Origin of the sequence: Timaviella obliquedivisa GSE-PSE-MK23-08B (genome assembly GCA_019358855.1) — a bacterium.
In the GTDB taxonomy this organism is placed as follows: Bacteria; Cyanobacteriota; Cyanobacteriia; order Elainellales; family Elainellaceae; genus Timaviella; species Timaviella obliquedivisa.
Genome location: JAHHII010000007.1, coordinates 49,840 through 73,219, shown reverse-complemented (window position 1 = coordinate 73,219; position 23,380 = coordinate 49,840). Strand labels below are relative to the sequence as shown.

Below are 23,380 nucleotides of genomic sequence, written 5' to 3'. Positions count from 1 at the left end.
TTGATTAGCCTCTTATTGTGACCTCTTATTGTGAATAGTACTTATGACTGCATCGTTCGAGCCAAAAGTTCAACTGTATGATTTGCATCCTCCTCTGGATGACTTTCGCACAGAAGTTTTAAATGGGTTAGGGCGACCCCTAGCGGGTGTCTCGCGGAGCGCGCCCAAGTCGATTCCACCCAAATTTCTTTATGACAAGCGGGGTGCAGAATTATTTGATGCCATTTGCACGTTAGATGAGTATTATTTGACCCGGACTGAGATGGCAATTTTGCATACCTATGCTGGGGAAATTGCGACGCTCATTGGCGATGGCGTATTAATTGAGTTTGGCAGTGGAAGTAGCCAAAAGGTGCGAATTATTTTAGATGCGATGCCCCAAATGCCGATTTATCTGGGGTTAGATATTTCTAAGCAACATTTACAGGAATCTTGTACTCAACTGGCTAAGGATTATCCAGGGTTGGAAGCGATCGCCATTTGTACCGATTACACCCAACCATTGCAATTGCCTGATATTCCTGCCCTTCGTAATAAGCACAAAGTCGGCTTTTTTCCGGGTTCTTCTATTGGCAACTTGGAACCCCAGGAAGCGATACAGTTCCTCAAAAATACTGCCCTCTCGTTGGAGGAGGGAGATCTATTGATTGGGGTAGATCTTAAAAAAGATAAAGCTATTTTAGAAGCAGCTTACGATGATGCTCAGGGGATTTCTGCCGAATTTGCGTTAAATCTGCTCACGCGAATTAATCGAGAACTGGGGGCAGATTTTCAGGTGGAGAACTTCGAGTATCGGGCAGTTTATAACCCTGTGGGGCGGATTGAAATGTATCTGATTAGCCTCATCGATCAAGTAGTGCATTTGGGTGATGCGGCTATTCCTTTTTATGCAGGCGAACAGTTACAAACTGAAAATTCTTATAAATATACTATTTCCGAGTTCCAAAAGATTGCCACTTTGGCAGGTTTTCAAAGCAAACAGGTTTGGACTGACCCGCAGCAGTGGTTTAGTCTCCATTACCTGCACTTAGCCTCACGATAACTCGGTTGATGCAGGAGCAACCTACACTGGAAATGACGTAGGCTTGCGCGACGAATACCGACAGGAGGCTAATCAATGGATATTGAGTTTGGGCGAGAGATTTGTGGCGATCGCAATAGTGCTACTTCGCGGGAATGGCTAGTCACCAACGGCATTGGCGGTTATGCCTCTGGCACGGTTGGGGGAGCCTTGACTCGGCGCTATCACGGATTATTGGTGGCAGCCCTCAATCCGCCCCTCGGTCGTACGTTGCTCTTAACCAAATTAGATGAAGAAGTGGAGTATGACGATCGTTCTTATCCACTTTATTTTAACGAATGGGCAACGGGTGATGCTAATCCTTTAGGATTTCAGAATATTGAAAGTTTTAAGTTAGATGGAACAGTGCCAACCTGGAAATTTGCGATCGGTGATGCGCTGCTAGTGAAAAGTGTATGGATGCAACAGGGAACAAATACAACTTATGTTAGGTATCAGTTAAAGCGCGCAACTCAACCGCTGAAGATATCGCTTAAAGCATTAGTAAATTACCGAGATTACCATGGTGATACGCAAGCAAAAGACTGGGTAATGGATATTGCTACTGTTAATCATGGAATTCGGATTACTGCGGATGCAGATGCCACCCCATTTTATTTGCTGTGCGATCGCGCCACCGTTTCTCCTACCCATGAGTGGTTCTATGGATTTAGTCTGGCAGTAGAACGATATCGAGGAATGAGCGATCGGGAAGACCATCTTCATGCCGCCACTTTTGAAGCCACTTTGAACCCTGGTGATTCCCTAACAATTGTTGCTAGCACAGAATTTCAGCCTGAACTGGACGGAATAGCTGCTCTTAAAGCCCGTCATGTTTATGAGCAGAAATTAATTGGTTTTTGGGATGTCAATCGTCCGAATACCTCTAAAAAATCGCCTGCTTGGATTAATCAGCTGGTTCTCGCGGCTGACCAATTTATTGTGAATCGTTCTACTCCTCCCCAATCTGCTCCTAACGAATCTGCCCCTAACGAATCTGCTGGAAAAACTATCATTGCTGGCTATCACTGGTTTAGCGACTGGGGACGAGATACGATGATTAGCTTACCCGGCTTAACATTAGCGACAGGTCGCCCAGAAGTAGCGCGTGCCATTCTTCGCACGTTTGCCCAATACGTTAGCCAGGGAATGCTGCCCAATCGCTTCCCTGATGGGGGTGAAACTCCGGAATACAATACTGTTGACGCAACGCTCTGGTACTTTGAGGCAATTCGTCAGTATTACAATGCTACGGATGATGAAGGTTTGCTCCGCGATCTGTTTCCTGTTCTAGCTGACATTATTGATTGGCATTGCCGGGGGACGCGCTACAACATTCATCTTGATCCGTCTGATGGTCTGCTGTATGCAGGTGAGGTAGGCGTACAACTAACCTGGATGGATGCCAAAGCGGATGATTGGGTGGTGACCCCTCGAATGGGCAAACCCGTTGAAATTAATGCGCTCTGGTACAACGCGCTGCGAACGATGGCGAAATTTGCTCGCCAAGTCGGTGAACCCCATCAAGAATACGAAGCGATCGCCGATCGCACCTTAGCAAAATTCCACCGTTTCTGGAACGCTGAAACGGGCTACTGTTACGACGTGATCGATACGCCCAACGGTGATGAGGATGCCCTTCGCCCTAACCAAATCTTTGCTGTTTCATTATCCGAAAGTCCGTTGCCTGTGGCACAGCAGCGGGCAGTGGTAGACGTGTGTGGACAGCGTTTGGTGACTTCCTACGGGGTGCGATCGCTCTCGCCTGATCATCGTGATTACCAAGGATATTACAAGGGCGATCGATACCAACGGGATGGCGCTTATCATCAGGGAACAGTATGGGGTTGGCTTTTAGGTTCGTTTGTAACAGCGCACTTGCGGGTGTATAACAATCCGGCACTTGCCCAAGAATGGTTAGAACCCATGGCGCAACATTTGCGGGCACGCGGACTAGGCAGCGGTAGCGAAATCTTCGATGGCGATGCGCCAATGGTTCCACGAGGTTGCATTGCTCAGGCTTGGACAGTGGCAGAGGTGTTACGGGCTTGGGTGGCGGTAGAAACTATGAAGGGCTGAGGACAATGTTAGGAAGATATTTTTTCTAGTCGCTTCTGCGCCATCCTGGTCATTCCAGCCAACATCAAACTCTCTCCACACATCTCCCCAAACTCTTCGATCGCCGTCCGAATAGAATCAACCTGATAAAACTTCCATCTACCAAAAAGCTGATACCAGTAAGGCTGTTGCACATAAGCTCGAAAAACTTCTAGACCAAATGCACCCGTCACAAAAACCACGATGCCAATGATCATTAGTTTTGACGCTTTGGGATGCATTCGCCATAATCGCACAAAGTCACGGCGGAACAAAATGGGCATTGAGATACCTAGAGTAATGTAAATAAGTCGCCACAAATGGTGCTGTTTAAAGATTTGGTTGAGCTTGAAGGTTTCATCAAAGGCAGCATAGAGAAAGAAGAGAGAAGCGATCGCCAATAATAATCGAGAAGGCGGCACTTGCGGATTTTGATAAGTCACACACAGCCACAGCGGCAATGCTCCCAATAAAAATAGCTGTGTCGCTTGCAACATTGAGGGAATGGTTCTTAACCCATTTACATCAAACGCTGGGAATGGTTTTCCTCCGTTAAGATGAACACTAACTGCATACGTAGCGACTAAGATAACTTCTAAGCCGATGACAAGAGACAACCAAAGCTTTTGGAAAGACATGAAATTTTTACGATTGAGTTGCTTTGTAGAGTACCCTCTGTTTTATTAATATTCTAGCTAGATGACAAAATGATCAACGATCGCGAACTTTAGATAAAATTGAGGGGCTGTATGATATTGCGTAAGAAGTCTTTTGATCATGATCTGACTGCGAACAAACCTATAACTAGGAGACTGTTATGTTACTTCCTAAGGGTCCTATCACTCCGGCGATCTGGCAAATGTTTCACTGGATTACTAATCCGTTTTCGTTTATGCAGGGTTGTACCCGAGATTACGGCGATTGCTTCACGGTAAGGCTGGGTGAGAAATTTGCTCCCGTCGTTTTCTTTAGCCATCCTCAAGCCCTACAAACTATTTTGACGAGCGATGATTCTAAAGTATTTGATGCTCCGGGTGAGCTAAACGGTTTATTTGAACCCTTTTTAGGAACGCAGTCTGTTATTGGGTTAAGTGGCGATCGCCACCGCAGAATGCGTCAGCTTATGATGCCGCCGTTCCATGGAGAACGAATGCGCTCTTATGGACAACTGATTGGCGAAATCACTGAAAATGTCATTCGCAACTGGGCTGTTGGGCAATCCGTCTCGGTTCGGGAGGCGATGCAAACGATTTCTATGCGAGTGATTTTGGGGGCTGTGTTTGGTTTAGCCGAAGGTTCTCGCTATCAGCAACTAGAAAAACTTCTGGGAATCATGCTCGATGAAATGAGTAATCCTTTGAGTGTTAGCCTGCTCTATTTGCCAATTCTTCGCCAGGATCTGGGTTCACTCAGCCCCTGGGGTAACTTTGTCCGGAGACGGCAACAGATCGATCACCTTATTTATGATGAGATTGCAGAACGGCGATCGCATTCAGACTCTGATCGTCACGACATCCTCACGTTGCTCATGTCTGCTCGTGATGAAGCAGGCGAGGCTCTGACAGATGTGGAGTTACGGGATGAGCTCATGACGCTTTTAGTAGCGGGGCATGAAACAACTGCCACTGCTCTAACTTGGGCATTGTACTGGATTCAAAAATTTCCAAAAGTCCGCGATCGACTGTTGCAAGAACTTCAAAAACTTGATAATCCTGCTGATGCCAATGCTCTTTTACGCCTTCCCTATTTGAATGCCGTTTGTAGTGAAACGCTACGGATCTATCCTGTGGGAATGTTGACGTTTCCACGAGTTGTTAGCATCCCTGTAGAGATTATGGGTCACTGGCTAGAACCGGGAACGATCGTGATTGGCTCTATTTATCTAACCCATCACCGCGAAGATCTTTACCCAGATTCAGACCAGTTCATACCTGAACGCTTTTTAGATCGTCAATTTTCTCCCTTTGAGTATCTACCTTTTGGGGGCGGTAGTCGGCGCTGTATTGGAATGGCGTTCGCTCTGTTTGAAATGAAAGTCGTTCTAAGCAAGATCTTGTCCCACGTTGAATTCGCTTTAGCAAATACTCGTTCAGTGCAACCTGTGCGCCGAGGATTAACATCAGGCGCATCTCCAGTCCGACTGGCTGTCAAAAACAATGACCTGCTAAATGTTGAAGGTGATACCTTACAGAATAAAATAAACACGACACGAATAAGCTTATCGGAACGTTAACCCATGACCCAACGCTCAATGTTGATTGCCCTACGTGTATTCTTTGGTGTTCTGGCATTGGCAGCCATTGGAAAACAATTTTCTGTTCAGGCTCAAATGGGGTTTAGCATTGTCAACTTCTTTAGCTACTTTACGAATCTGTCTAATATCTTTGCAGCGATCGTCTTAATTTGGGGTGCATTTCAGTTAATGACGCATCGTCAGCCGTCACCTTCGACTGACCTGCTTCGGGGTATGGCAGTTGTGAACATGGCAATAGTCGGCATTGTGTTCTCAGCCTTATTGCGGGACGTTGATATGGGGTATCTTCTGCCCTGGGTTAATACTGTTCTCCACTACATCATGCCAATCGTCGTGGTGCTGGAATGGCTCTTTCAGCCACCTACTACAAAGCTCGGAGTAAAGCATTTACTGTGGTGCCAGGTATTTCCGCTGCTCTATCTCGTCTATACCCTAACTCGTGGGGCGATCGTGGGCTGGTATCCTTACCCTTTTCTTACCCCTGCAAATGTGGGTGGTTACAGTGGCGTTGCTGCCTATGCCGTTGGGATCATAATAGTCTTTGTCTTGGCTGCTGGGTTGCTGTTTACACTGGGAAACAGGCTTAATAAAAAAGTCAGGGTCGCGTCCAGTTCATCGCCTAGTTGACGCAGATATCGAAAAGGCGATCGCGCAGTTCAGCCTTGCTTGCGGGTGCTGATTTGAAGTGCAATTCATCTAAAATAAAGAAGCAGTTTCCTCTCTCGGAGCATTGCCAGTGACCGCTGCTCAAGAGTTATCTTGCTTTACGCCCGAAGAATATTTTGAATTAAAACCAAAACGATTGAGATATTTCGGCGGAATCAACAGGGTGGCTGGGAGTTTATTCCTTATGGAGAGGGCGACCAGGTTGTGCTGACTAGCGTCGGGTTGGCTGTGGCGATCGGGCAGATTTATGAGGATGTAGTGGTCGCCCCAGCAGGCAAATAATTGAAGTAATGCAAAAACAGAATACTAATCGCGCATTTTTCGGATAGCCTGACCTAGGTTTGTATCTCTGAGGCACAAAAAGCCCCTGGTATCTTTCTGAGACTCCCACTAGGCTTAGAGGAAAGTAACAGCGCCTCAAATCTTATGACGAAGAAAAATCTGATTGTGATTGGCAACGGCATGGTTGGGCACAAGTTTTTAGAGTGCATGATTGCTAAGGAAGCAACGAGCGATTGGAACCTCATCACCTTTTGCGAAGAACCCAGAGTGGCTTACGATCGCGTTAACCTCAGCGGCTTCTTCGCTGGCAAAACCGCAGGCGATTTGTCTTTAGTAGAACCGGGACTGTACCAAGCTCACAACATTCAGATTTATATTGGCGATAAAGTCGATCGCATCGATCGCACCTCTAAAACCATCACTTCGGCAAACGGGGTTACAGTCAAATACGACAAGGTTGTGATGGCAACAGGCTCTTATCCTTTTGTGCCACCCATTAAAGGTAAAGATGCCACAGGTACATTTGTTTACCGCACCATTGAAGACCTTGAGGCAATGTCAGCCTACGCCAAGAATTGTAAAGTAGGGGTGGTGGTTGGCGGAGGGTTGCTGGGTTTGGAGTGCGCGAATGCCCTTAAAAATATGGGACTAGAAACCCATGTCGTCGAGTTTGCACCACGTCTGATGCCTGTGCAAATAGATGAAGCAGGGGGCAAAGTTTTAAAGCAGCGAATTGAAGATTTGGGCGTGAAGATTCAGGTTAGCAAGTCCACAACTGAGATTGTGAACGCCAATGGTGATACCAGCGGTAAGGTTCATAAAATGCTCTTTGCTGATGGTTCAGAACTACAAACGGACATGATTGTGTTCTCAGCAGGGATTCGCCCTCGTGATGAACTTGCAAAAAACTGTGGATTGCAAGTAGGAGAGCGAGGCGGCATTGTCGTGAACGAGGTTTGCCAAACCTCTGACCCAGATATTCTGGCGATCGGGGAATGTGCGCTGTACCGCGATCGCATCTATGGCTTAGTGGCACCCGGTTACACAATGGCAACTGTGGCGGCTGATCATTTGTGTATGCCTGACAGCAACAGCTTTAACGGGGCAGATATGTCTACTAAGCTGAAGCTGTTGGGTGTGGATGTGGCTAGCTTTGGAGATGCGTTTGGCAAAACTGAGGGCGCAAAAGAGATTGTGATTCAAGACAGCATCAAGGGCACTTACAAAAAACTAGTGCTGAATGAGTCTGGTTCATTATTATTGGGCGGCATTTTGATTGGTGATGCTTCAGCGTATGGCAATTTATTGCAGCTCGTGCAAAATGCGATCGCCCTGCCTCCCCATCCTGAAGATTTGCTGATGCCGTCCCGTGAAGGTTCTAGCTTTTCTATGGGTGTCGAAAGCTTGCCAGATACAGCGCAAATTTGCTCTTGCAACAACGTCACGAAAGGGCAAATTTGTAGCGCTATTCAAGATCATGGATTAACCGATATCGGCAGCGTTAAAAAATGCACCCAAGCCGGAACAGGCTGTGGTGGCTGCGTTCCTTTAGTGACAGATTTGCTCAAAGCTGAGTTAAAGAAAGCAGGTATCGAAGTTAAAAACGATCTGTGTGAGCATTTCGCCTACTCTCGCCAAGAGCTTTATTCACTCATTCGTACCCATCAAATTAAAACCTTTGATGAGTTGCTAGAACGCCATGGTCAAGGCAGAGGCTGCGAAATTTGCAAGCCTGCTGTTGCCTCTATTCTCGCTTCTGCCTGGAATGATTATGTGCTAACGCCGTTTCATGCTGGGCTGCAAGATACTAATGATGCATTTCTAGCAAATATTCAAAAGGACGGAACTTATTCGGTTATTCCCCGTATTCCGGGCGGTGAAATTACGCCGGAGATGTTGATTGTGATTGGCGAAGTGGCGAGAGATTTTGGACTCTATACCAAAATTACGGGTGGGCAACGGATTGATCTGCTAGGGGCACGGGTCGATCAATTGCCGCTCATTTGGCACCGATTAGTCGAGGCTGGGTTTGAGTCAGGTCATGCCTATGGTAAGGCGCTGCGAACCGTTAAGTCTTGTGTGGGTAGTACCTGGTGTCGGTTTGGGGTGCAGGATTCAACCGGACTGGCGATCGCCATTGAACTGCGCTACCGGGGTTTGCGCGCGCCTCACAAACTAAAGTCGGCAGTGTCTGGCTGCACCCGTGAGTGCGCTGAAGCGCAGAGTAAAGATTTCGGCGTTATTGCCACTGAGAAGGGCTGGAACCTTTACGTTTGTGGCAACGGTGGCATGAAACCTCAGCACGCTCAGTTGATTGCCGAAGATGTAGATCAGGAAACGTTGATTCGATATATCGATCGCTTCCTGATGTTCTACATTCGCACTGCCAATCGTTTAGAACGCACTGCGACTTGGCTCAACAAATTGGAAGGTGGAATTGAATACCTGAAGCAAGTCATCATTAACGACTCTTTAGGCATCTGTGCTGGGTTAGAAACCGAGATGGAATACCAGGTTGCAACCTATGCTTGTGAATGGAAAACCACGATCGCTGACCCTGAAAAGTTACAGCGGTTTAACCATTTTGTGAATTCTGACCTACCTGATCCTAGTTTGATGCGAGTGAAAGAGCGAGGACAGACTCGTCCAGCTTCTGCACAGGAGCGGCAGTTAATTCAGGGATAAGGCTGAGCTAATGGATACACCGTTGTTTATTAAAATTAGATTATGATGCAAATTACTTCTACGCCTGAAACGATCGCTCATTGGCAAACTGTTTGTTCTCTAAGTCGCATTATTCCTAACACGGGCGTTTGTGCTTTGGTGGGAGATCAGCAGGTGGCAGTTTTTCGCGTAGGAGAAGAGGTTTACGCGATCGCCAACTATGATCCGTTTAGTCAAGCCTACGTGCTTTCTCGCGGTATTGTTGGCGATCGGCAGGGTATTCCTAAAGTGGCTTCTCCCATCTACAAGCAAAACTTTAATTTAATCACAGGGGAATGCTTTGATGATGAGACGGTGCGTGTAGAGATCTTTCCGGTGCGCGTACTAGAAGGGCAGGTGCAGATCAGAATCGGAGTTCATTCAGTATAATTCCTTCAATATCAATAGGCGTGAAACCTGGCTGTTCTTCGTAAAAAGCGATCGCTCCTGCTCCATCAGTTCCGGCAGGGAATATTGGGCTGAGATTACTGAGAACAACAGGTTTCTTCATGAGGAAGCAAAAAAAAAGCCAGAGCGCGAGGCTCTGACTGGGTTAAGGGACTTGCAATTAAATAACGCCCCGAACCGCCCCCTAAATCCCCCATTCTGGGTAGGGCTGATTCGTTAGTTGGAGAAAAAACTTAAATCCCGCATTGTTACGTTGCTCCTATTTTGATAGCTAACGAGATTATGGGATTCAAGCAGTTTTTCTCTTCTTAGAGAATCGTCCCTACCATTTTGGGGGACTTCCGAATCTGTCAAAGTCCCCCAAAATGGGGGATTTAGGGGGCTGATAAGTCAATGCATCCCATTAGGGTTTTATTTTCACGCAATTCCCCAAGGTTGAAATCAAGCTTATCTAAGTTGGAACTATATCGCATCTTGTGCCTTATAGCACCTTGCAACTCTAAACTTTCTAATTTCTAAAAACTTTGTGTTCTAAAGGAATTGGCGAGAAATAAATTTCTCAAAGTCAGCTTGAGTTTGCTGAAGCATTTGCTCGCGGCTATCACCCTGGGGATTGAGCCGGGGCACTAGATTACGGGCTTGCAACGCCATGTGAAGCTGGAGATGAGCTACGTATTCACTCAGATCTTCATGGGATGAAGTGTTTGAAAACTGGGCGGAATGCGAGTTCAAAGCGATTAACCTCTCAGTAGGTACTTGACAACATTGATTAATAACCTCACTGACCGTAGCACATCATATTTACCCATATTGCGACTTTGCAATGAAGCGTAACGTATCTACTGCATCAACTCACTGCACGATGTAAATTGTCCCCGATCGCCCATCAATGCGAACCCGCTGCCCGTTCCGTAACTTCTGGGTAGCATGGGAAATGTTCATCACTGCGGGGATGCCGTACTCACGCGCCACGATCGCCCCATGGGAAAGTTGTCCGCCGACTTCGGCAATCAGTCCGCCTGCCTGTGCCAGCAAGGGCGACCATCCCGAATCGGTATACGGCACTACGAGGATAGTTTCGCGGTTGATAGGGGGAATGGACTGGAGATTTTGAACTACTACGATCCAGCCTTCAGCTTGTCCAGGGCTAGCGCCAATCCCCTGGAGTTGTTGGGCAGCTTGCAGAGGGGTGAAGGAGGGAGGAGCGAGGCGGGGTGGGTCGTTGCCGTAGACCAGCATGGCAGGAGTGGCTTGACGATCGCTTTCTAGCTGCAATTTCCGTTCGGCAATAATTTGAGAGCGGCGATCGCGGAGTTCTGGATCATCGGCAATAAGTTGTTTAATTTCGTCGAGTTTAAGGAAGAAAATATCCCCTGGCTCTGTCAGCAATCCTGCGGTTAACCACTGCTGCTCTATTGTCACAAAGCTCCAGCGCAATTCTGCTAGCAGCTTGCTGTAAACCGTGGTAACTCGTCCTTTTAGATCAAGCCGTCGTTGCACTTGCTTCGTTTTCCAGGTTGGGCGCTTTCGTTCGTCACGGCTTTCTTTAGGATTCGATTCTTTAGGGTTAATCAAATACTCCATTAGCAAATTTTGCAACATCTGCGGTGAGTCTTTCCACCGAGGCACCGCGATGTCGGTCGCCACATCACTCAGGTAGCCATATTGCTGGAGAAAGCGATCGAACTCTTGCAAGATGGCTTGTCCAGCAGATGTAGCGGAAAGGTCTGCGAAGGATGTTGGAGGCTGAGGAAGAGTAGCATGGGTGGCGATCGATTGGAGCGATCGCAGAGAAGCGACTTCGGGTAACTGCTGCTGATCTAACTCTTTCACATTCAGCAACGCTTGCCACAATGCCAAGCTCAGCGGAGCCATAATGCTGTAGTAAGTGGCTCGTTTTAACAGATCTAGAACTTGCTCAACTCGGCGAAATAGCAAGGCGATCGGCAGTTGCTCCGGCGGCGGCGACAGACTTAGAAAGGCGGGATCAAAATATTGGCGAACATCTTGGTTAAAGTCTTTTTCTAGCCGCCATGCGCGTTGTCCCAATCGCCATAGTCCAGGCACGTTGCGCAAAGTTGAGCCAATGGGCGGCTTGCTGAATTTTGCGCCTCTAGTCAGAAACTCAAGGCTTTCGGCGGGTAAGCCCATTTGCTGAAAAGTTTGCCCCAACAAAGAGGCATTAAAGTAGGCGGCAGAGTGATGGAGCGTCGCAGTTTTGGAAAAATCGAGTCCACACGCGCGCGCGGCTTTGCCGTTACCGGAAGGGTCGCCCAGCACCACGGTAAAAATATCGCCCCACACGCCACACGTTAACGGACGATTAACCGACCAGGTTAACGGATGAATAAATCCTGGAATGACTTCGGCAGCAATTTTGCGCGTCCAAATGGGCAATAGCGTGGTAATGGGACGAGATTGCAGCACCCAAAGTTGATGACCATCGTAGCTCCACTCAATATCTTGGGGAATGCCGTAGTGATGTTCTTCTAAATGCCTTGCCAGGAATGCTACTTGCTGTATGAGTCGGGGAGGGATTTCGCCGCTACCTTCAACCTCCAAGTTGAGGTCATCTGGAAGAATCCAGCCTGGGCTATCCAATGATTCTACCGAGGTAGCACTGCTGATGGTAACGCGATATTGCTCAGGAGTAACTTGCCCAGAGACGACGCTAGAAGCCATGCCCGGAAGGGCTTCGATGATGACGGCATCGCCTTGACGAGCGATCGGATCACGACTAAATGCCACGCCCGAAAATACGCCCTGTATTTGTACTTGCACTAAAACTGCCATGCTTTGTTCGGCAACGCCCTGGTCTTGACGGTAGCGCAAAGCGTTGGGCGCATTGTAGGAATTTTGGCACCGGAGAATGGCTTGTTCTAATGCAGCTTTGCTTGTAATGTTGGCGATCGATTCATATTGCCCTGCGGCGGAAGCGAATTCTGAGTCTTCTCCAATTGCAGAAGAGCGCACAATCAGAGGTGCTTCAACGGAGGGATTCAATAGCTCCATGAGCGGAGCCGGATCGTCTCCGGGGGGCAATACCCAGCCGGGAGGAATCGGGTAACTGCGATTGAGACGAGAAAGGGTGGCGGCTTTTGCGCCTACTTTATCAGGATGAAGGATTTGGTTTAGCGTGGGGATGGCACGATCGCCTTGAAAAAAACGAAACATTTGGCGAGAATCTCCCTGAACAGTTCCAGTTGGTAGTTCTAAATCATCGGGAATTTTTTGGTAAATCCAAGCGATTAACGCAGATAGAATTACTGTCGATCCGATTCTTGCTCCCTCTAGTGGATGGCGTAATGCCGTCATGAGTGGAATCAAAACTAAAACGCCTAGTTTGCCCGATCGCCGCTCGCGGAGCAAGGTAAAAATGGCGCTACTAATCACAAAAATCAACCCTGCACTCACCCAATCATGGGCAATATAACCCCAAACGACATTGGTTGTACCTGCCCCCTTGCCTCCCCAATAGCGTCCCATAACCAGCGAAATGAGTGCCACAATTTCCCAGGCAGCATCGGCAGGAAAAAAATATCTGGCTAAAAGCACTGCGGCAATGCCTTTTAAGGCTTCTGAACAGACTGCCAAGATGCCCACGACTTTTCCCCCATGGTAAAAAGCGGCTGAAACGCTGACGTTACCTGTGCCAATTTTGGCAAGGTCTTTGCCAGTCAGGCTGCGGGTCATCCAACGAATGAGAGGAAGTCCGCCCAAAATAGGGCAGAGGAGCAAGATGAGCAACAGTCCCCAAACTTGGGTGAGGGTCATGGGCATGGCAATTTTGAGTGATACAGGGTTTGGTGCTACCTCAACCCTATCGCAGCCCGCGATCGCAGTGCATTATTTATGCTGCAATTTGTGCTGCAAACTGCTTTAAGATTCAACTAGCAATTAATTAACAATGTAATGCCGACCACATTGATTACCGGAGCCAATAGCGGCATGGGCTACGAGACTGCCCTGAGTTTGGGAAAACTGGGGCACGAGCTAATTTTATGCACGCGATCGATCGCTAAAGGCAACGCAGCCTTGCAAAAAATGAAACAACAAGATATAGCTATTCAAGCAACAGTTTTCTCGCTAGATCTGGCATCTTTTCAATCAATAAAAGCGGGTGCAGAAATGATTAAAGCAGCTTTCCCCACAATTGACTGTTTAATCTTCAATGCAGGGATCATGACTCCGCCTTATACTCAAACTCAAGATGGATTTGAGTTGCAGTTTCAAGCAAACTATCTAAGTCATTTTTACTTGTTTAATTTACTAAAGGAAGCATTACTAACCTCGTTCATAAGAAAGGTCATTAGTATTTCGTCTTTGTCTAGTGAAAAAGGAGTAAATGACTCAATTAAAAAGTATGAAGAAGACGCTTATTGCTCCTCTGATTCTTATCAGGCAATGAAGTCTTACCGAGAGTCAAAATTAGCTCAAGTTTTGTTTACTAAAGAACTTAATCAACGGTTTCAGGAGCCTCCTATTAGTAGTTACGCTGTTCATCCAGGCGTGGTCAATACAAGGTTATTTTATCGCAACGCTAGCCCGTTTTATACGCAGTTGATGAAGCCTTTTGTATGGGTTGGCTACGCAACTGGAAAGTTAGTGACACCTCGTAAAGGAGCCGAAACAGCGATCGCCCTAGCCTCTCATCAATTCAATCCTAGTGGTCTATATTGGGCAAACAAAACAATTAGATCTCCCAATCCGATCGCTAACCAGGACGAATTTTGCCGAGAATTTTGGGATTGGTCTTTAAGCTTAATGCCAAATACTTTGTAGGGCGATCGCTCCTTCCCCTAGATTATCTTAATTAACTTTTAATTAAGCCTGTTCAAAGTGTTGATGCAACGAATCTTAAACTAGATATCCGAGGTGCTTTAAGATACATTTAGGGTATTTTGAAGAGGAGAGTGTTGAACCATCTAAAACGCAACCAGCTATGAAACGTAGAAACCAGACAAAAACTCAGCGGCAGATCTTCGACTATCAAGGCGTTCTCCATCGCATCACTAACCGAATTCGCCAATCGTTAGAACTGCAAGAGATTCTGGATACTACTGCTAAAGAAACCTGCGCGTTTTTAGAAACAGATCGCGTTAAGATTTATCGCTTCCACCCCGATAGCAGTGGCGAGGTTGTAGCAGAATCTATTCGAGGCAACCTTCTACCCTCGTTGCGGGGTCTTAGTTTTCCCGCTAGTGATATTCCTCCTCATGCCCGCGACTTGTTTATTAAGTCTCGCCTACGAGTCATTGTTGATGTTGCCTCTCAACGCAAAATATTAAATCAGCTTGACAATTCAGAGACAGGTGAACATTTAGACGTTGAGCAGATTCGCTATAGTCCAGTTGATCCCTGTCATGCTGAGTACCTGGCGACAATGGGCGTTTACTCTTCGCTAGTCATTCCCATTCTTCACCAAAATCAGCTTTGGGGGTTGTTGGTGTCACACCATGCAGCACCGCATCAGTATTGCCAGGATGAGTTACAAGTGGTGCAAATTCTAGTCGATCAACTCTCGATCGCCATTGCTCAAGCCAATCTTTTATCCCAGACTCGGCAGCAAGTTCGGCATGAGTCAATGATTAACCAACTCAGTCGAATATTGCATTCTCCTTATGACATTGCTCAGATTAGACAATCTGTGTTAGACCAAGCGATTGAAGCTTTTAGAGGCAACGGAGGTAGGCTCTATATCGGCGATGATGCCATTGGACAGCCCGCTCAACTTTATGTCTCTGGTGAGCAGCCGACGCTGCCTTACTTGGAAGAAAGCCGTTTCTGGCAACAAGCCATGGGAACGATCGCCGACACGGCTCTAGAAGTTAGCGAGGATGGGTTAATCGAGGGGGACGGGTTGAGCAAAGATGATGAGGGAAGCAAAGATGATGAGGGAAGCAAAGATGATGAGGTCAAGCTACCTGCAACCACAGATCGTCCTCTATTCGATCATTCCAGTACTGCCTCCTCCACAACTACCCCTCAACTTCACAGCATTGACGATCTTTACCAAGAACCCCAACTTCAATTCTTAGCCCCTGCCTTCGAGAAAACAGCAATTCGCTCAATTTTGATTGTCCCATTGCAATATCAAAATCAGTGCATTGGCTGTCTCAGTATTTTTCGTGCCGAAATTGACACAGAAAAGTTGTGGGCAGGGCAGTGCAATCCGGACGATCGCAATACTCGTCCTCGCCAGTCTTTTGAAGCGTGGCAAGAAGTTAAAAAGGGACAGGCACAACAATGGAGTGTTGATGATGTCAAACTGGCGCAAGCCTTAGGCACGCATCTGTACATGGCAGTGATGCAGCGACGGGTTGAGGATATGATTCGGCATCAAGCCTCTCATGACCCTCTAACTGGATTACCCAACCGAGTCTTATTTGATAAGCGGCTCTCGCTGGCATTGGCGTATGCCCATCAATGGGGCGAAATGCTGGCAGTAATGTTTCTTGATCTCGATCGCTTTAAAACGATTAACGATACTTTAGGGCACGCCAGTGGTGACCAGTTATTACAACAAGTGGCTCATCGCCTAGCTAAATGCCTAAAACCTAGCGATACGATCGCCCGTTGGGGAGGCGATGAGTTTACGCTAATCTTGCCCCAGGTTCGATCTGCCCATGATGCCACTAAGATTGCGAAACGGATTCTCAAAACCCTTAAAACTTCGTTTGATTGCCATGGACAGGAAATTCACGTCACCACCAGTATTGGTATTGCCCTGGCTCCTTACGATGGAGAAGATGCAGAAACGCTGTTAAAAAATGCGGATAGAGCCATGTACCGGGCAAAACAACAGGGCAAAAATGATTTCCAATTGTATGCACCGGATATGAATACCCAGGCACTTGACCAACTGGTGCTAGTCAATGACCTTTATCGAGCGTTGAATCGGAATGAGTTTTTGTTGCACTACCAACCCCAGGTTAACCTCAAGACAGGAAAGATCGTGGCAATGGAGGCATTGGTGCGCTGGCAGCATCCTGAGCGAGGGTTGGTACCGCCTATTCAATTTATTCCTTTAGCTGAAGAAACTGGACAGATTAAGGCGATCGGGGAGTGGGTACTACAAACTGCTTGTGCCCAGAATCGAGCTTGGCAGGAAGCAGGGTTGCCGCCCATTCGCATCGCTGTTAACCTGTCGGCTCGTCAGTTTCAGCAGCATAGCCTGGTGAAGTCAATCGATCGCATCTTGGCTGAAACAGGGTTAGAGCCGCAATACTTAGAAGTTGAGATTACTGAGAGTATTGCCATGCAGGATATCAGCGTGACCATTTCGATTTTGGAAGAATTGCAGGCAATGGGAGTTTACATTTCGCTGGATGATTTTGGGACAGGGTATTCTTCGTTAGCTACGCTCAAGCAATTTCCTTTGCATACGTTGAAGATAGACCGGGCGTTTATCAAAGATTTGACGACCGATGCCAAAGATGCTTCTTTGATTCGGGCGATCGTAGCCTTGGGACATGGATTGAACCTAGCTGTGATTGCTGAGGGGGTAGAAACGGCAGAGCAACAGGAGTTTTTAGGCGCGGTGGGTTGTGATGCTATGCAAGGCTACTTCTTTAGTAAACCCCTGCCCGCAGCAGCAGCAGTCCAACTGTATCGAAATCAAGAGTTCGCTGCTTTACAATAAATACCAAGCTTTAAAGTGATCCAGCAGTATAGCCAGAGAAACCTCTTCTCATCCCTGTCCTTTAAGAAAAGAGCTTCGAGTAGCTTCGGACTTTCAGCAACACCAAAAAACTACAGCTTCGTTTTCCATGTCATTCCACCACTCTCGCACCATTCACTTCCAAGATACCGATGCTGCTGGCGTTGTTTACTTTGCCAACGTTCTGGCAATGTGCCACGAAGCCTACGAAGCTTCTCTAGCGAATACGGGTTTTAACCTCAGAGAGTTTTTTACCCATTCAGCCTTTGCCCTGCCCATTGTCCATGCCAGGGTAGACTTTCTCTGCCCTATGTTCTGTGGGCTAGAGTATGAAATCCAGGTAAAGCCTGCTTACCTTAATCCCAGAAAATTTGAAATCTCGTATAGCATTCTTCTATTGAAAGAACCTGAGAATCCTATTAGTCAAGCAACCACTGTTCATGTTTGCATTGATCCAGTCACTCGGACTCGGCTCGACTTGCCTACCGAAATTATGCAATGGTTGCAAGCAGCGTAGGCAGTAGTTGCAGGAGTCTAGCGCTTCCACGGCTTAACGCTCTTGCAGAACCTATCAAATCATGACATTTTTAAGCATCAATATAACTAGGAATTGCAGAGAGCGATCGCCGCTATTGGCATAGCTATAGGAGTTTTGAGAGCTAGTGATTGATAGAATTAACGCTCAGAATATCTAGAAATTCTTCCAGAACTTATAACATGCACTAACAAGCTGTCTTAAGATCAGTATCCTGGCTGACACTACGCTGTTTCAGCATTGCTGAACAGAAATTGATTTCTCTTTAACACTGACAACCCCTAACACTGACGATTTTTTGTAATCTACCCTGCCATCAGGAGGCATCCCTGTGAGTCCAGAAATTCTAGTTCCCACGATCGCACCTCACCTATCTGCTCAAGTTCCTTCAGCCCATTTTGAGCAGGTCGCTTTTAACACTGCTGAGTTCGATCAGTATGTTATGTCTACCTATGGTCGGTTTGCACTGGCGTTAGATCATGGAGCAGGCTGTCGCGTTTGGGACACAAATGGGCGAGAGTATCTAGATTTTGTGGCAGGTATTGCAACCTGTACACTAGGTCATGCCCATCCGGTGATGGTTGAAGCAGTGAGTCAGCAGATCAAAAAACTCCACCATGTTTCTAACCTCTACTATGTTGCCGAGCAAGGAGAACTCGCCAAGTGGCTGGTCGAACATTCATGTGCCGATCGCGCCTTTTTCTGCAACTCTGGAGCCGAAGCCAACGAAGGGGCAATTAAATTGGCGCGGAAGTATGCCCACACCGTCATGGGCATCGAAAGCCCCATCATTATCACTGCCCACGCGAGTTTCCATGGACGAACCTTAGCAACGGTGACGGCAACAGGACAGCCTAAGTATCAAAAAAACTTTGATCCGCTGGTGCCTGGGTTTTATTACGTTCCCTATAACGATATTTCGGCAATTGAAGAGGCGATCGCCCTGCTCGATAGCACCGATCGTCAAGTCACTGCCATTATGCTAGAAGCGCTACAAGGAGAAGGGGGCGTTCGTCCAGGCGATCGGGCTTACTTCCAGCGAGTGCGGCAAATTTGCGATGAGAAAGGCATTCTGCTAATCCTTGATGAGGTGCAGGTGGGCATGGGGCGCACTGGGCATTACTGGGGCTACGAGAATTTGGGCATTGAACCTGATATTTTCACCTCGGCGAAGGGTCTAGGCGGCGGCATTCCCATTGGCGCAACGCTCTGCAAGTCGTTCTGCGATGTGTTCCAACCCGGCGATCACGCCAGCACCTACGGCGGCAATCCGTTTGTCTGCGGTGTGGCGTTAAAAGTTTGTGAGACTCTAGAGCGCGAAAACCTGCTGGCAAATGTCCAGGCGCGGGGTGAGCAACTCCGGGATGGGTTAAGGGCGATCGCTGCTCAGTACCCTCAAATCATTGCTGAAGTGCGCGGTTGGGGTTTAATTAACGGCTTGGTGCTGCATCCTGAGGTTGAGTTGACTTCAATTAATTTAGTTAAAGAAGCGATGGAACAGGGCTTGTTGCTGGTGCCTGCTGGGCCCAAGGTCGTGCGCTTTGTGCCGCCGCTGGTTGTGAGCGCAGGTGAAGTGGATGAAGCGCTCCAGGTGGTTACTCAGGCTATGGCTTGTCTTTCGTAATCATCCTTCAAAGTGTAAAGTCCTCCGATTTCTTCAACAAGTCGGGGGGCTTTGTAAGGCAGGAAAAGCTACCGCTGAGCAGTATCACGCGAATAACTTTGCAGTTGAGCCACTAACTGTTGATTGTCAAAGCTTCTAGGATCAATGCGCGAGCCAGATTGGTCAACGGCTCGATGAGTCGTAATGCGATCGTAGGGAACGTTAGTCCAGGCAACTAGCCAAGCTAAAGACTGATACTGCTGGCTGGTGTAGCCGCTGTGAGTTTGGGCAGAATTGCCGCCATCACCAGGCGTTTCCAGAGAAATATGATAGGCAAAGTTATTGACCGAAGGCGGAAAATCTTTGTGAGTTTTGACCGCTTCGGGCCCATTCGCTCCGTTAAAGACAGAGTTCCCAGCCCCAAAGGCTCGTTTTTCAGGGGCAACGACGTAGATTACAGTGCCGTCTCGCTTGATAATACTGTGATAGCTAACCTGATCGTCTTCGTTGAGGTGAGGTGCCTGCATAGTATTGACGGCACTACTAGCGGAACCGACTGTTTCATGAAGAACTACGAGCAGGGCGTTGCTAACGGGTCTACCGTAAATATCTGTAGCATAGCGATCGCCATAGTTACTGGGATCAGCGGGCGCATTCGCCAATGCTGGGACGCGCGTCATGACTGCCGGATTAGGCGTAGAGAAAACGGGAGCAATGGGGGCAAGGGCGGGCGCAGCAATAGGAGCCGCAGGAGAGGGGCGAACGGGCTGACGAGTCTCCGGACGGTTTGCAGGTTGAGTTGCGGGGCTGGCTTGAGGTGATGGAGAGCCAGCAGGCTGACTGCTAGGGACAGGGCTGGGGGCTGCGGGAGAGGCTTGAGATTGCGACCCCTGCGGTATCTGCAAAGCAGGGCGCTTTGCTAGGTTGGGCTGAGAGGCTGACAAGGGGAACTGAGGTGAAGTTGTCTTGGCGATCGGTTGAGAAGAGGGCAGTGGGGAGGAACGAGAAGACGGGATAGGATGGGAAGCAAATTCTGTGGCGGCGTTGGGGGCAAGGGCACTATCAACCCGAGCGATCGCCTGAATACCTCCTAAAATTAAAACGCCCAACAATGCCGCTAAGCCCAAAGCCACCAGTTTTAGCGTCGTGGACTGAATTCTAAGCGATCGGATAGACCCAATCTTTTGGTTAACCTGATGCAAAATATCAAACTTCATGCCACTCCCAATCCCACATCAGACTATCGTCTCTTACTTCTACAGTTCTAATCAAGTCCGATCAGATACATTTATCGACCTAAAACCAGGAACTTTCAGGGTTGAATCGGGAAAATGGTTCATCAGTATAATCAGGTGCAGGAATTAGCCCCCCAACCCGTTAAAATCGTAATCTAGATAACTTAGCAAAATTCAGACCATTTAGAGTTCCCCCCCATGGCAGAAACCCTTTTATTCAACGCCCTCCGCGAAGCCGTCGATGAGGAAATGGCTCGCGACTCCTCAGTTTTTGTATTGGGTGAAGACGTGGGGCACTATGGCGGCTCCTACAAAGTGACGAAAGATCTCCACAAAAAATACGGTGATCTTAGAGTATTAGATACCCCGATCGCCGAAAATAGTTTCACAGGAATGGCAGTCGGTGCCGCAATGACCGGGCTAAGACCCATTATTGAAGGCATGAACATGGGCTTCCTGCTCTTAGCATTCAACCAAATTGCCAACAATGCCGGGATGTTGCGCTATACATCAGGCGGTAACTACAAAATCCCGATGGTGATTCGCGGCCCTGGTGGAGTCGGTCGGCAGTTGGGCGCAGAGCATTCCCAACGACTCGAAGCTTATTTCCAAGGTGTTCCCGGCTTAAAGCTGGTGGCTTGTTCAACGCCGTACAATGCCAAGGGTCTACTAAAAGCCGCCATTCGGGACGATAACCCAGTTCTATTCTTTGAACACGTATTGCTTTACAACCTCAAGGAAGATTTGCCCGAAGGCGAGTACGTTTTGCCGCTCGACAAAGCTGAAATGGTGCGATCGGGCAAAGATGTGACGATTTTGACCTACTCCCGAATGCGGCATCATGTGATGACGGCGGTGAAGCCATTGGTGCAACAAGGTTATGATCCAGAAGTGATTGATCTCATTTCCTTAAAACCCTTAGATTTTGAGACGATCGGTACCTCCATTCGCAAAACCCATCGAGTCATCATTGTTGAAGAATGTATGCGAACGGGCGGTATTGGTGCAGAGGTAACTGCTTCTATTAACGATCGCCTCTTCGATGAGCTAGATGCACCCGTTCTCCGTCTTGCCTCTCAAGATATTCCCACGCCCTACAACGGCGGTCTAGAAAACCTGACGATCGTGCAGCCTGCCCAAATTGTTGAGGCGGTGCAAAAAATGGTGGGTCTGAGAGTTTAGGGTGAGAAACGCCATTGTTGTGCCGCTGCTCCTATTAGCACGCTAGCAAAACCTCTTCTATGGGCTTAGGCACTGCGATCGGGTAGAACCGATTTATAGAAAAAGCGTAGTCTTCACTGCTCTCATCAATAATCCGAATTAACCCGTTTGCCCTTGCTTCCTCATCATCAATTAATCGGTATATTTTGCCGACCTCCAGTGATGCCTTGTAGCTTTCGTTGTTCAGGCATACTGCAAACTGATTTACGTTCGCTTGCTCTGTTTTCATAGTCAATCTGCTACTCTCCGCTGATTTCAATTAAAGTTTCACCCGATCGTAGTAGTTCCAGGGCTTTTGGCAAAGTAGCACTCAAAATCTCTTGTAACCGGATATTTGAGGTGTTACCGCAGGTCAACCAGATAATCTGCGGTGGTGAGCCAAGGCGATCGACCAGATCAACAAAATCACTGTCTTTAGTGATAAAGATAACGTCTTGGGCTTTTGCTGCCTCAAAAATCTCAGGATCTTCAGCATCTCTCAAACCAATATCTCGTAAAGCTAATGCTGTAACTCCAAAAGTGATGCTAATCCAAACTGCAATTGCAGGGGACAAATGCGCGTCTACCCAAATTGTCATGCAACCAGCACCGGATGATTAAGTCTACGTGAGGCATATAGAAGTGCTGCCTTCAAATCATCTGCCTCTAAATCAGGCATCTCTTCTAAAATCTGCTTAGTACTCAGTCCAGCGGCGAATAAATCCAGTACATCTGAGACCCTAATTCTCATCCCTCGAATACAAGGGCGACCACCACACTGTTGTAGATTAATCGTAATTCTTTTAAGCAAATCTGACATATGGCTTTACTCCAGAATAAATCTTGATCCTGCTATAGATGTATTGCTAGACATTGGTATAACCTGTCCATGCTATTGAAGTTCCTCTCATTCCTGAAAGCCTTGATTACTTGGGTGCCAATCTGGTGCTTGAAAACGTATAAAATCCGCAAGTATCTGTATAGCCTTACGTGCATCCCGTTCTGCGAGGGTATCAGGATCAGTAGCTTGCTGCTCTAAGAATCTGCCCATGTAGCTTTTGGAAGTTAACCCAACATTGGCATGAATATAAGGGTTACATATTTTCCTCAACTCATGAAGATGCTCTGATAGCTCTAAACTGATATATCCAATCGAAAATGCCTCATCTATTAACTTTAAAAAACCTTTGCTGAAATAGCTGTATTGTCGCTGGTTGCAAAGTATCCCCCTAAGGAATGTTCAATGAAAACTTGCGCCAATAGAACAGTTGCCATGTACTGACCATTTATAAACGCAATCTTCATCTCATTCAGTGCAAATATTGCTGGAATACCTCCAGCTAAGAGCATATCAGTGGGAGCCCCGAATTCTTCCCATATAAACTTGTAACGCTCTAGACGCTCTCGCTCAGTACTTAGGTTGTTATTTTTGATATGTTCGTGCAGTAGGCTATCTTCGGGAATTTTCCACGTAAACCTTTTCATAGAAATGAAAGCATATATGATAATTCAAACACTGAAATATCCTATAAGTATCTTTGTGTGATCTCATTGCAAGTAGGCTGAGCCGCCTAGCAATCTTATTAGGAAGAAATTTTATGCATATTACCCCAAATTAGGTGGATGGACTAAAACTTTCCGCATAACATCCTGAATCTTTCATTCATAAGCTGTCTG

At 47.4% G+C, this 23,380-nt stretch carries 20 protein-coding genes; 11 read left to right on the top strand and 9 right to left on the bottom strand.

Annotation, left to right across the window (positions count from 1 at the left end; translation table 11 throughout):
• Positions 1-43 precede the first annotated feature (43 nt).
• Together egtD and KME11_13985 are read left to right on the top strand one after the other, a co-directional pair.
• On the top strand, positions 44-1,042 hold the full coding sequence (gene egtD / locus KME11_13990; protein MBW4516320.1) for an L-histidine N(alpha)-methyltransferase: 999 nt from the start codon (positions 44-46) through the stop codon (positions 1,040-1,042).
• Positions 1,043-1,117: 75 nt separating this feature from the next.
• Positions 1,118-3,139: an amylo-alpha-1,6-glucosidase gene (locus KME11_13985; protein MBW4516319.1), complete on the top strand. Its 2,022-nt coding sequence runs from the start codon at positions 1,118-1,120 to the stop codon at positions 3,137-3,139.
• 8 nt (positions 3,140-3,147) lie between these two features.
• Here KME11_13985 and KME11_13980 read toward each other — a convergent pair whose 3' ends face one another.
• Positions 3,148-3,795 carry a hypothetical protein gene (locus KME11_13980; protein ID MBW4516318.1) on the bottom strand — a complete coding sequence of 216 codons (648 nt, stop codon included), beginning with the start codon at positions 3,793-3,795 and terminating at the stop codon, positions 3,148-3,150.
• Between the two features lie 179 nt (positions 3,796-3,974).
• On the opposite strand from KME11_13980, the gene KME11_13975 reads away from it, so the two are divergent.
• The 4 genes from KME11_13975 to nirD all read left to right on the top strand — a co-directional run bounded on the left by KME11_13975 (position 3,975) and on the right by nirD (position 9,452).
• On the top strand, positions 3,975-5,390 hold the full coding sequence (locus KME11_13975) for a cytochrome P450 (GenBank protein ID MBW4516317.1): 1,416 nt from the start codon (positions 3,975-3,977) through the stop codon (positions 5,388-5,390).
• A 3-nt stretch (positions 5,391-5,393) separates the two neighbouring features.
• Entirely contained in the window at positions 5,394-6,038 is a 645-nt protein-coding gene (locus KME11_13970; GenBank protein ID MBW4516316.1) for a Pr6Pr family membrane protein, read from the top strand.
• A 465-nt stretch (positions 6,039-6,503) separates the two neighbouring features.
• Complete coding sequence (gene nirB, locus KME11_13965; GenBank protein MBW4516315.1) at positions 6,504-9,044, top strand: nitrite reductase large subunit NirB; 2,541 nt, start codon at positions 6,504-6,506, stop codon at positions 9,042-9,044.
• Between the two features lie 42 nt (positions 9,045-9,086).
• Entirely contained in the window at positions 9,087-9,452 is a 366-nt protein-coding gene (gene nirD / locus KME11_13960) for a nitrite reductase small subunit NirD (GenBank protein MBW4516314.1), read from the top strand.
• Here nirD and KME11_13955 read toward each other — a convergent pair.
• The 3 genes from KME11_13955 to KME11_13945 all read right to left on the bottom strand — a co-directional run bounded on the left by KME11_13955 (position 9,427) and on the right by KME11_13945 (position 13,244).
• A complete protein-coding gene (locus KME11_13955; GenBank protein ID MBW4516313.1) occupies positions 9,427-9,573 on the bottom strand; it encodes a hypothetical protein in 147 nt (48 codons plus the stop codon). The genes nirD and KME11_13955 overlap by 26 nt on opposite strands.
• A 428-nt stretch (positions 9,574-10,001) precedes the next feature.
• On the bottom strand, positions 10,002-10,202 hold the full coding sequence (locus KME11_13950) for a hypothetical protein (protein MBW4516312.1): 201 nt from the start codon (positions 10,200-10,202) through the stop codon (positions 10,002-10,004).
• Positions 10,203-10,322: 120 nt separating this feature from the next.
• Positions 10,323-13,244 (bottom strand): glycerol-3-phosphate acyltransferase, encoded by a 2,922-nt coding sequence (locus KME11_13945; GenBank protein ID MBW4516311.1) that lies wholly within the window; start codon positions 13,242-13,244, stop codon positions 10,323-10,325.
• A gap of 138 nt (positions 13,245-13,382) precedes the next feature.
• On the opposite strand from KME11_13945, the gene KME11_13940 reads away from it, so the two are divergent.
• The 4 genes from KME11_13940 to KME11_13925 all read left to right on the top strand — a co-directional run bounded on the left by KME11_13940 (position 13,383) and on the right by KME11_13925 (position 19,289).
• On the top strand, positions 13,383-14,252 hold the full coding sequence (locus tag KME11_13940; GenBank protein MBW4516310.1) for an SDR family NAD(P)-dependent oxidoreductase: 870 nt from the start codon (positions 13,383-13,385) through the stop codon (positions 14,250-14,252).
• A 160-nt stretch (positions 14,253-14,412) separates the two neighbouring features.
• Positions 14,413-17,112, top strand: coding sequence for an EAL domain-containing protein (locus tag KME11_13935; GenBank protein ID MBW4516309.1), 2,700 nt, complete (start codon positions 14,413-14,415; stop codon positions 17,110-17,112).
• A gap of 127 nt (positions 17,113-17,239) precedes the next feature.
• Positions 17,240-17,647, top strand: a complete 408-nt coding sequence (locus tag KME11_13930; protein MBW4516308.1) for an acyl-CoA thioesterase — start codon at positions 17,240-17,242, stop codon at positions 17,645-17,647.
• 460 nt (positions 17,648-18,107) lie between these two features.
• Positions 18,108-19,289, top strand: coding sequence for an aspartate aminotransferase family protein (locus KME11_13925; GenBank protein MBW4516307.1), 1,182 nt, complete (start codon positions 18,108-18,110; stop codon positions 19,287-19,289).
• Between the two features lie 68 nt (positions 19,290-19,357).
• Here KME11_13925 and KME11_13920 read toward each other — a convergent pair whose 3' ends face one another.
• Entirely contained in the window at positions 19,358-19,948 is a 591-nt protein-coding gene (locus KME11_13920; GenBank protein ID MBW4516306.1) for a peptidoglycan recognition protein family protein, read from the bottom strand.
• A 753-nt stretch (positions 19,949-20,701) separates the two neighbouring features.
• On the opposite strand from KME11_13920, the gene KME11_13915 reads away from it, so the two are divergent.
• Entirely contained in the window at positions 20,702-21,685 is a 984-nt protein-coding gene (locus KME11_13915; GenBank protein ID MBW4516305.1) for an alpha-ketoacid dehydrogenase subunit beta, read from the top strand.
• A 34-nt stretch (positions 21,686-21,719) separates the two neighbouring features.
• Here KME11_13915 and KME11_13910 read toward each other — a convergent pair whose 3' ends face one another.
• From KME11_13910 to KME11_13895, 4 genes are all read right to left on the bottom strand, one after another.
• Positions 21,720-21,953 carry a hypothetical protein gene (locus KME11_13910; GenBank protein ID MBW4516304.1) on the bottom strand — a complete coding sequence of 78 codons (234 nt, stop codon included), beginning with the start codon at positions 21,951-21,953 and terminating at the stop codon, positions 21,720-21,722.
• A 10-nt stretch (positions 21,954-21,963) separates the two neighbouring features.
• On the bottom strand, positions 21,964-22,302 hold the full coding sequence (locus KME11_13905; protein ID MBW4516303.1) for a DUF5615 family PIN-like protein: 339 nt from the start codon (positions 22,300-22,302) through the stop codon (positions 21,964-21,966).
• Positions 22,299-22,523: a DUF433 domain-containing protein gene (locus KME11_13900; protein ID MBW4516302.1), complete on the bottom strand. Its 225-nt coding sequence runs from the start codon at positions 22,521-22,523 to the stop codon at positions 22,299-22,301. The genes KME11_13905 and KME11_13900 overlap by 4 nt, the downstream gene beginning before the upstream one ends.
• Positions 22,524-22,879: 356 nt before the next feature.
• Positions 22,880-23,188, bottom strand: a complete 309-nt coding sequence (locus tag KME11_13895) for a hypothetical protein (protein ID MBW4516301.1) — start codon at positions 23,186-23,188, stop codon at positions 22,880-22,882.
• Between the last annotated feature and the right edge of the window lie 192 nt (positions 23,189-23,380).

Coding starts and splice junctions, on each gene's coding strand:
- KME11_13935 (MBW4516309.1), top strand. CDS start 14,413: ATGAAACGTAGAAACCAGACAAAAACTCAGCGGCAGATCTTCGACTAT.
- nirB (MBW4516315.1), top strand. CDS start 6,504: ATGACGAAGAAAAATCTGATTGTGATTGGCAACGGCATGGTTGGGCAC.
- KME11_13900 (MBW4516302.1), bottom strand. CDS start 22,523: ATGTCAGATTTGCTTAAAAGAATTACGATTAATCTACAACAGTGTGGT.
- KME11_13985 (MBW4516319.1), top strand. CDS start 1,118: ATGGATATTGAGTTTGGGCGAGAGATTTGTGGCGATCGCAATAGTGCT.
- KME11_13915 (MBW4516305.1), top strand. CDS start 20,702: ATGGCAGAAACCCTTTTATTCAACGCCCTCCGCGAAGCCGTCGATGAG.
- KME11_13910 (MBW4516304.1), bottom strand. CDS start 21,953: ATGAAAACAGAGCAAGCGAACGTAAATCAGTTTGCAGTATGCCTGAAC.
- KME11_13895 (MBW4516301.1), bottom strand. CDS start 23,188: ATGAAAAGGTTTACGTGGAAAATTCCCGAAGATAGCCTACTGCACGAA.
- KME11_13940 (MBW4516310.1), top strand. CDS start 13,383: ATGCCGACCACATTGATTACCGGAGCCAATAGCGGCATGGGCTACGAG.
- KME11_13975 (MBW4516317.1), top strand. CDS start 3,975: ATGTTACTTCCTAAGGGTCCTATCACTCCGGCGATCTGGCAAATGTTT.
- KME11_13980 (MBW4516318.1), bottom strand. CDS start 3,795: ATGTCTTTCCAAAAGCTTTGGTTGTCTCTTGTCATCGGCTTAGAAGTT.
- KME11_13905 (MBW4516303.1), bottom strand. CDS start 22,302: ATGACAATTTGGGTAGACGCGCATTTGTCCCCTGCAATTGCAGTTTGG.
- KME11_13945 (MBW4516311.1), bottom strand. CDS start 13,244: ATGACCCTCACCCAAGTTTGGGGACTGTTGCTCATCTTGCTCCTCTGC.
- KME11_13920 (MBW4516306.1), bottom strand. CDS start 19,948: ATGACGCGCGTCCCAGCATTGGCGAATGCGCCCGCTGATCCCAGTAAC.
- KME11_13925 (MBW4516307.1), top strand. CDS start 18,108: ATGTCTACCTATGGTCGGTTTGCACTGGCGTTAGATCATGGAGCAGGC.
- egtD (MBW4516320.1), top strand. CDS start 44: ATGACTGCATCGTTCGAGCCAAAAGTTCAACTGTATGATTTGCATCCT.
- KME11_13955 (MBW4516313.1), bottom strand. CDS start 9,573: ATGAAGAAACCTGTTGTTCTCAGTAATCTCAGCCCAATATTCCCTGCC.
- KME11_13930 (MBW4516308.1), top strand. CDS start 17,240: ATGTCATTCCACCACTCTCGCACCATTCACTTCCAAGATACCGATGCT.
- KME11_13970 (MBW4516316.1), top strand. CDS start 5,394: ATGACCCAACGCTCAATGTTGATTGCCCTACGTGTATTCTTTGGTGTT.
- nirD (MBW4516314.1), top strand. CDS start 9,087: ATGATGCAAATTACTTCTACGCCTGAAACGATCGCTCATTGGCAAACT.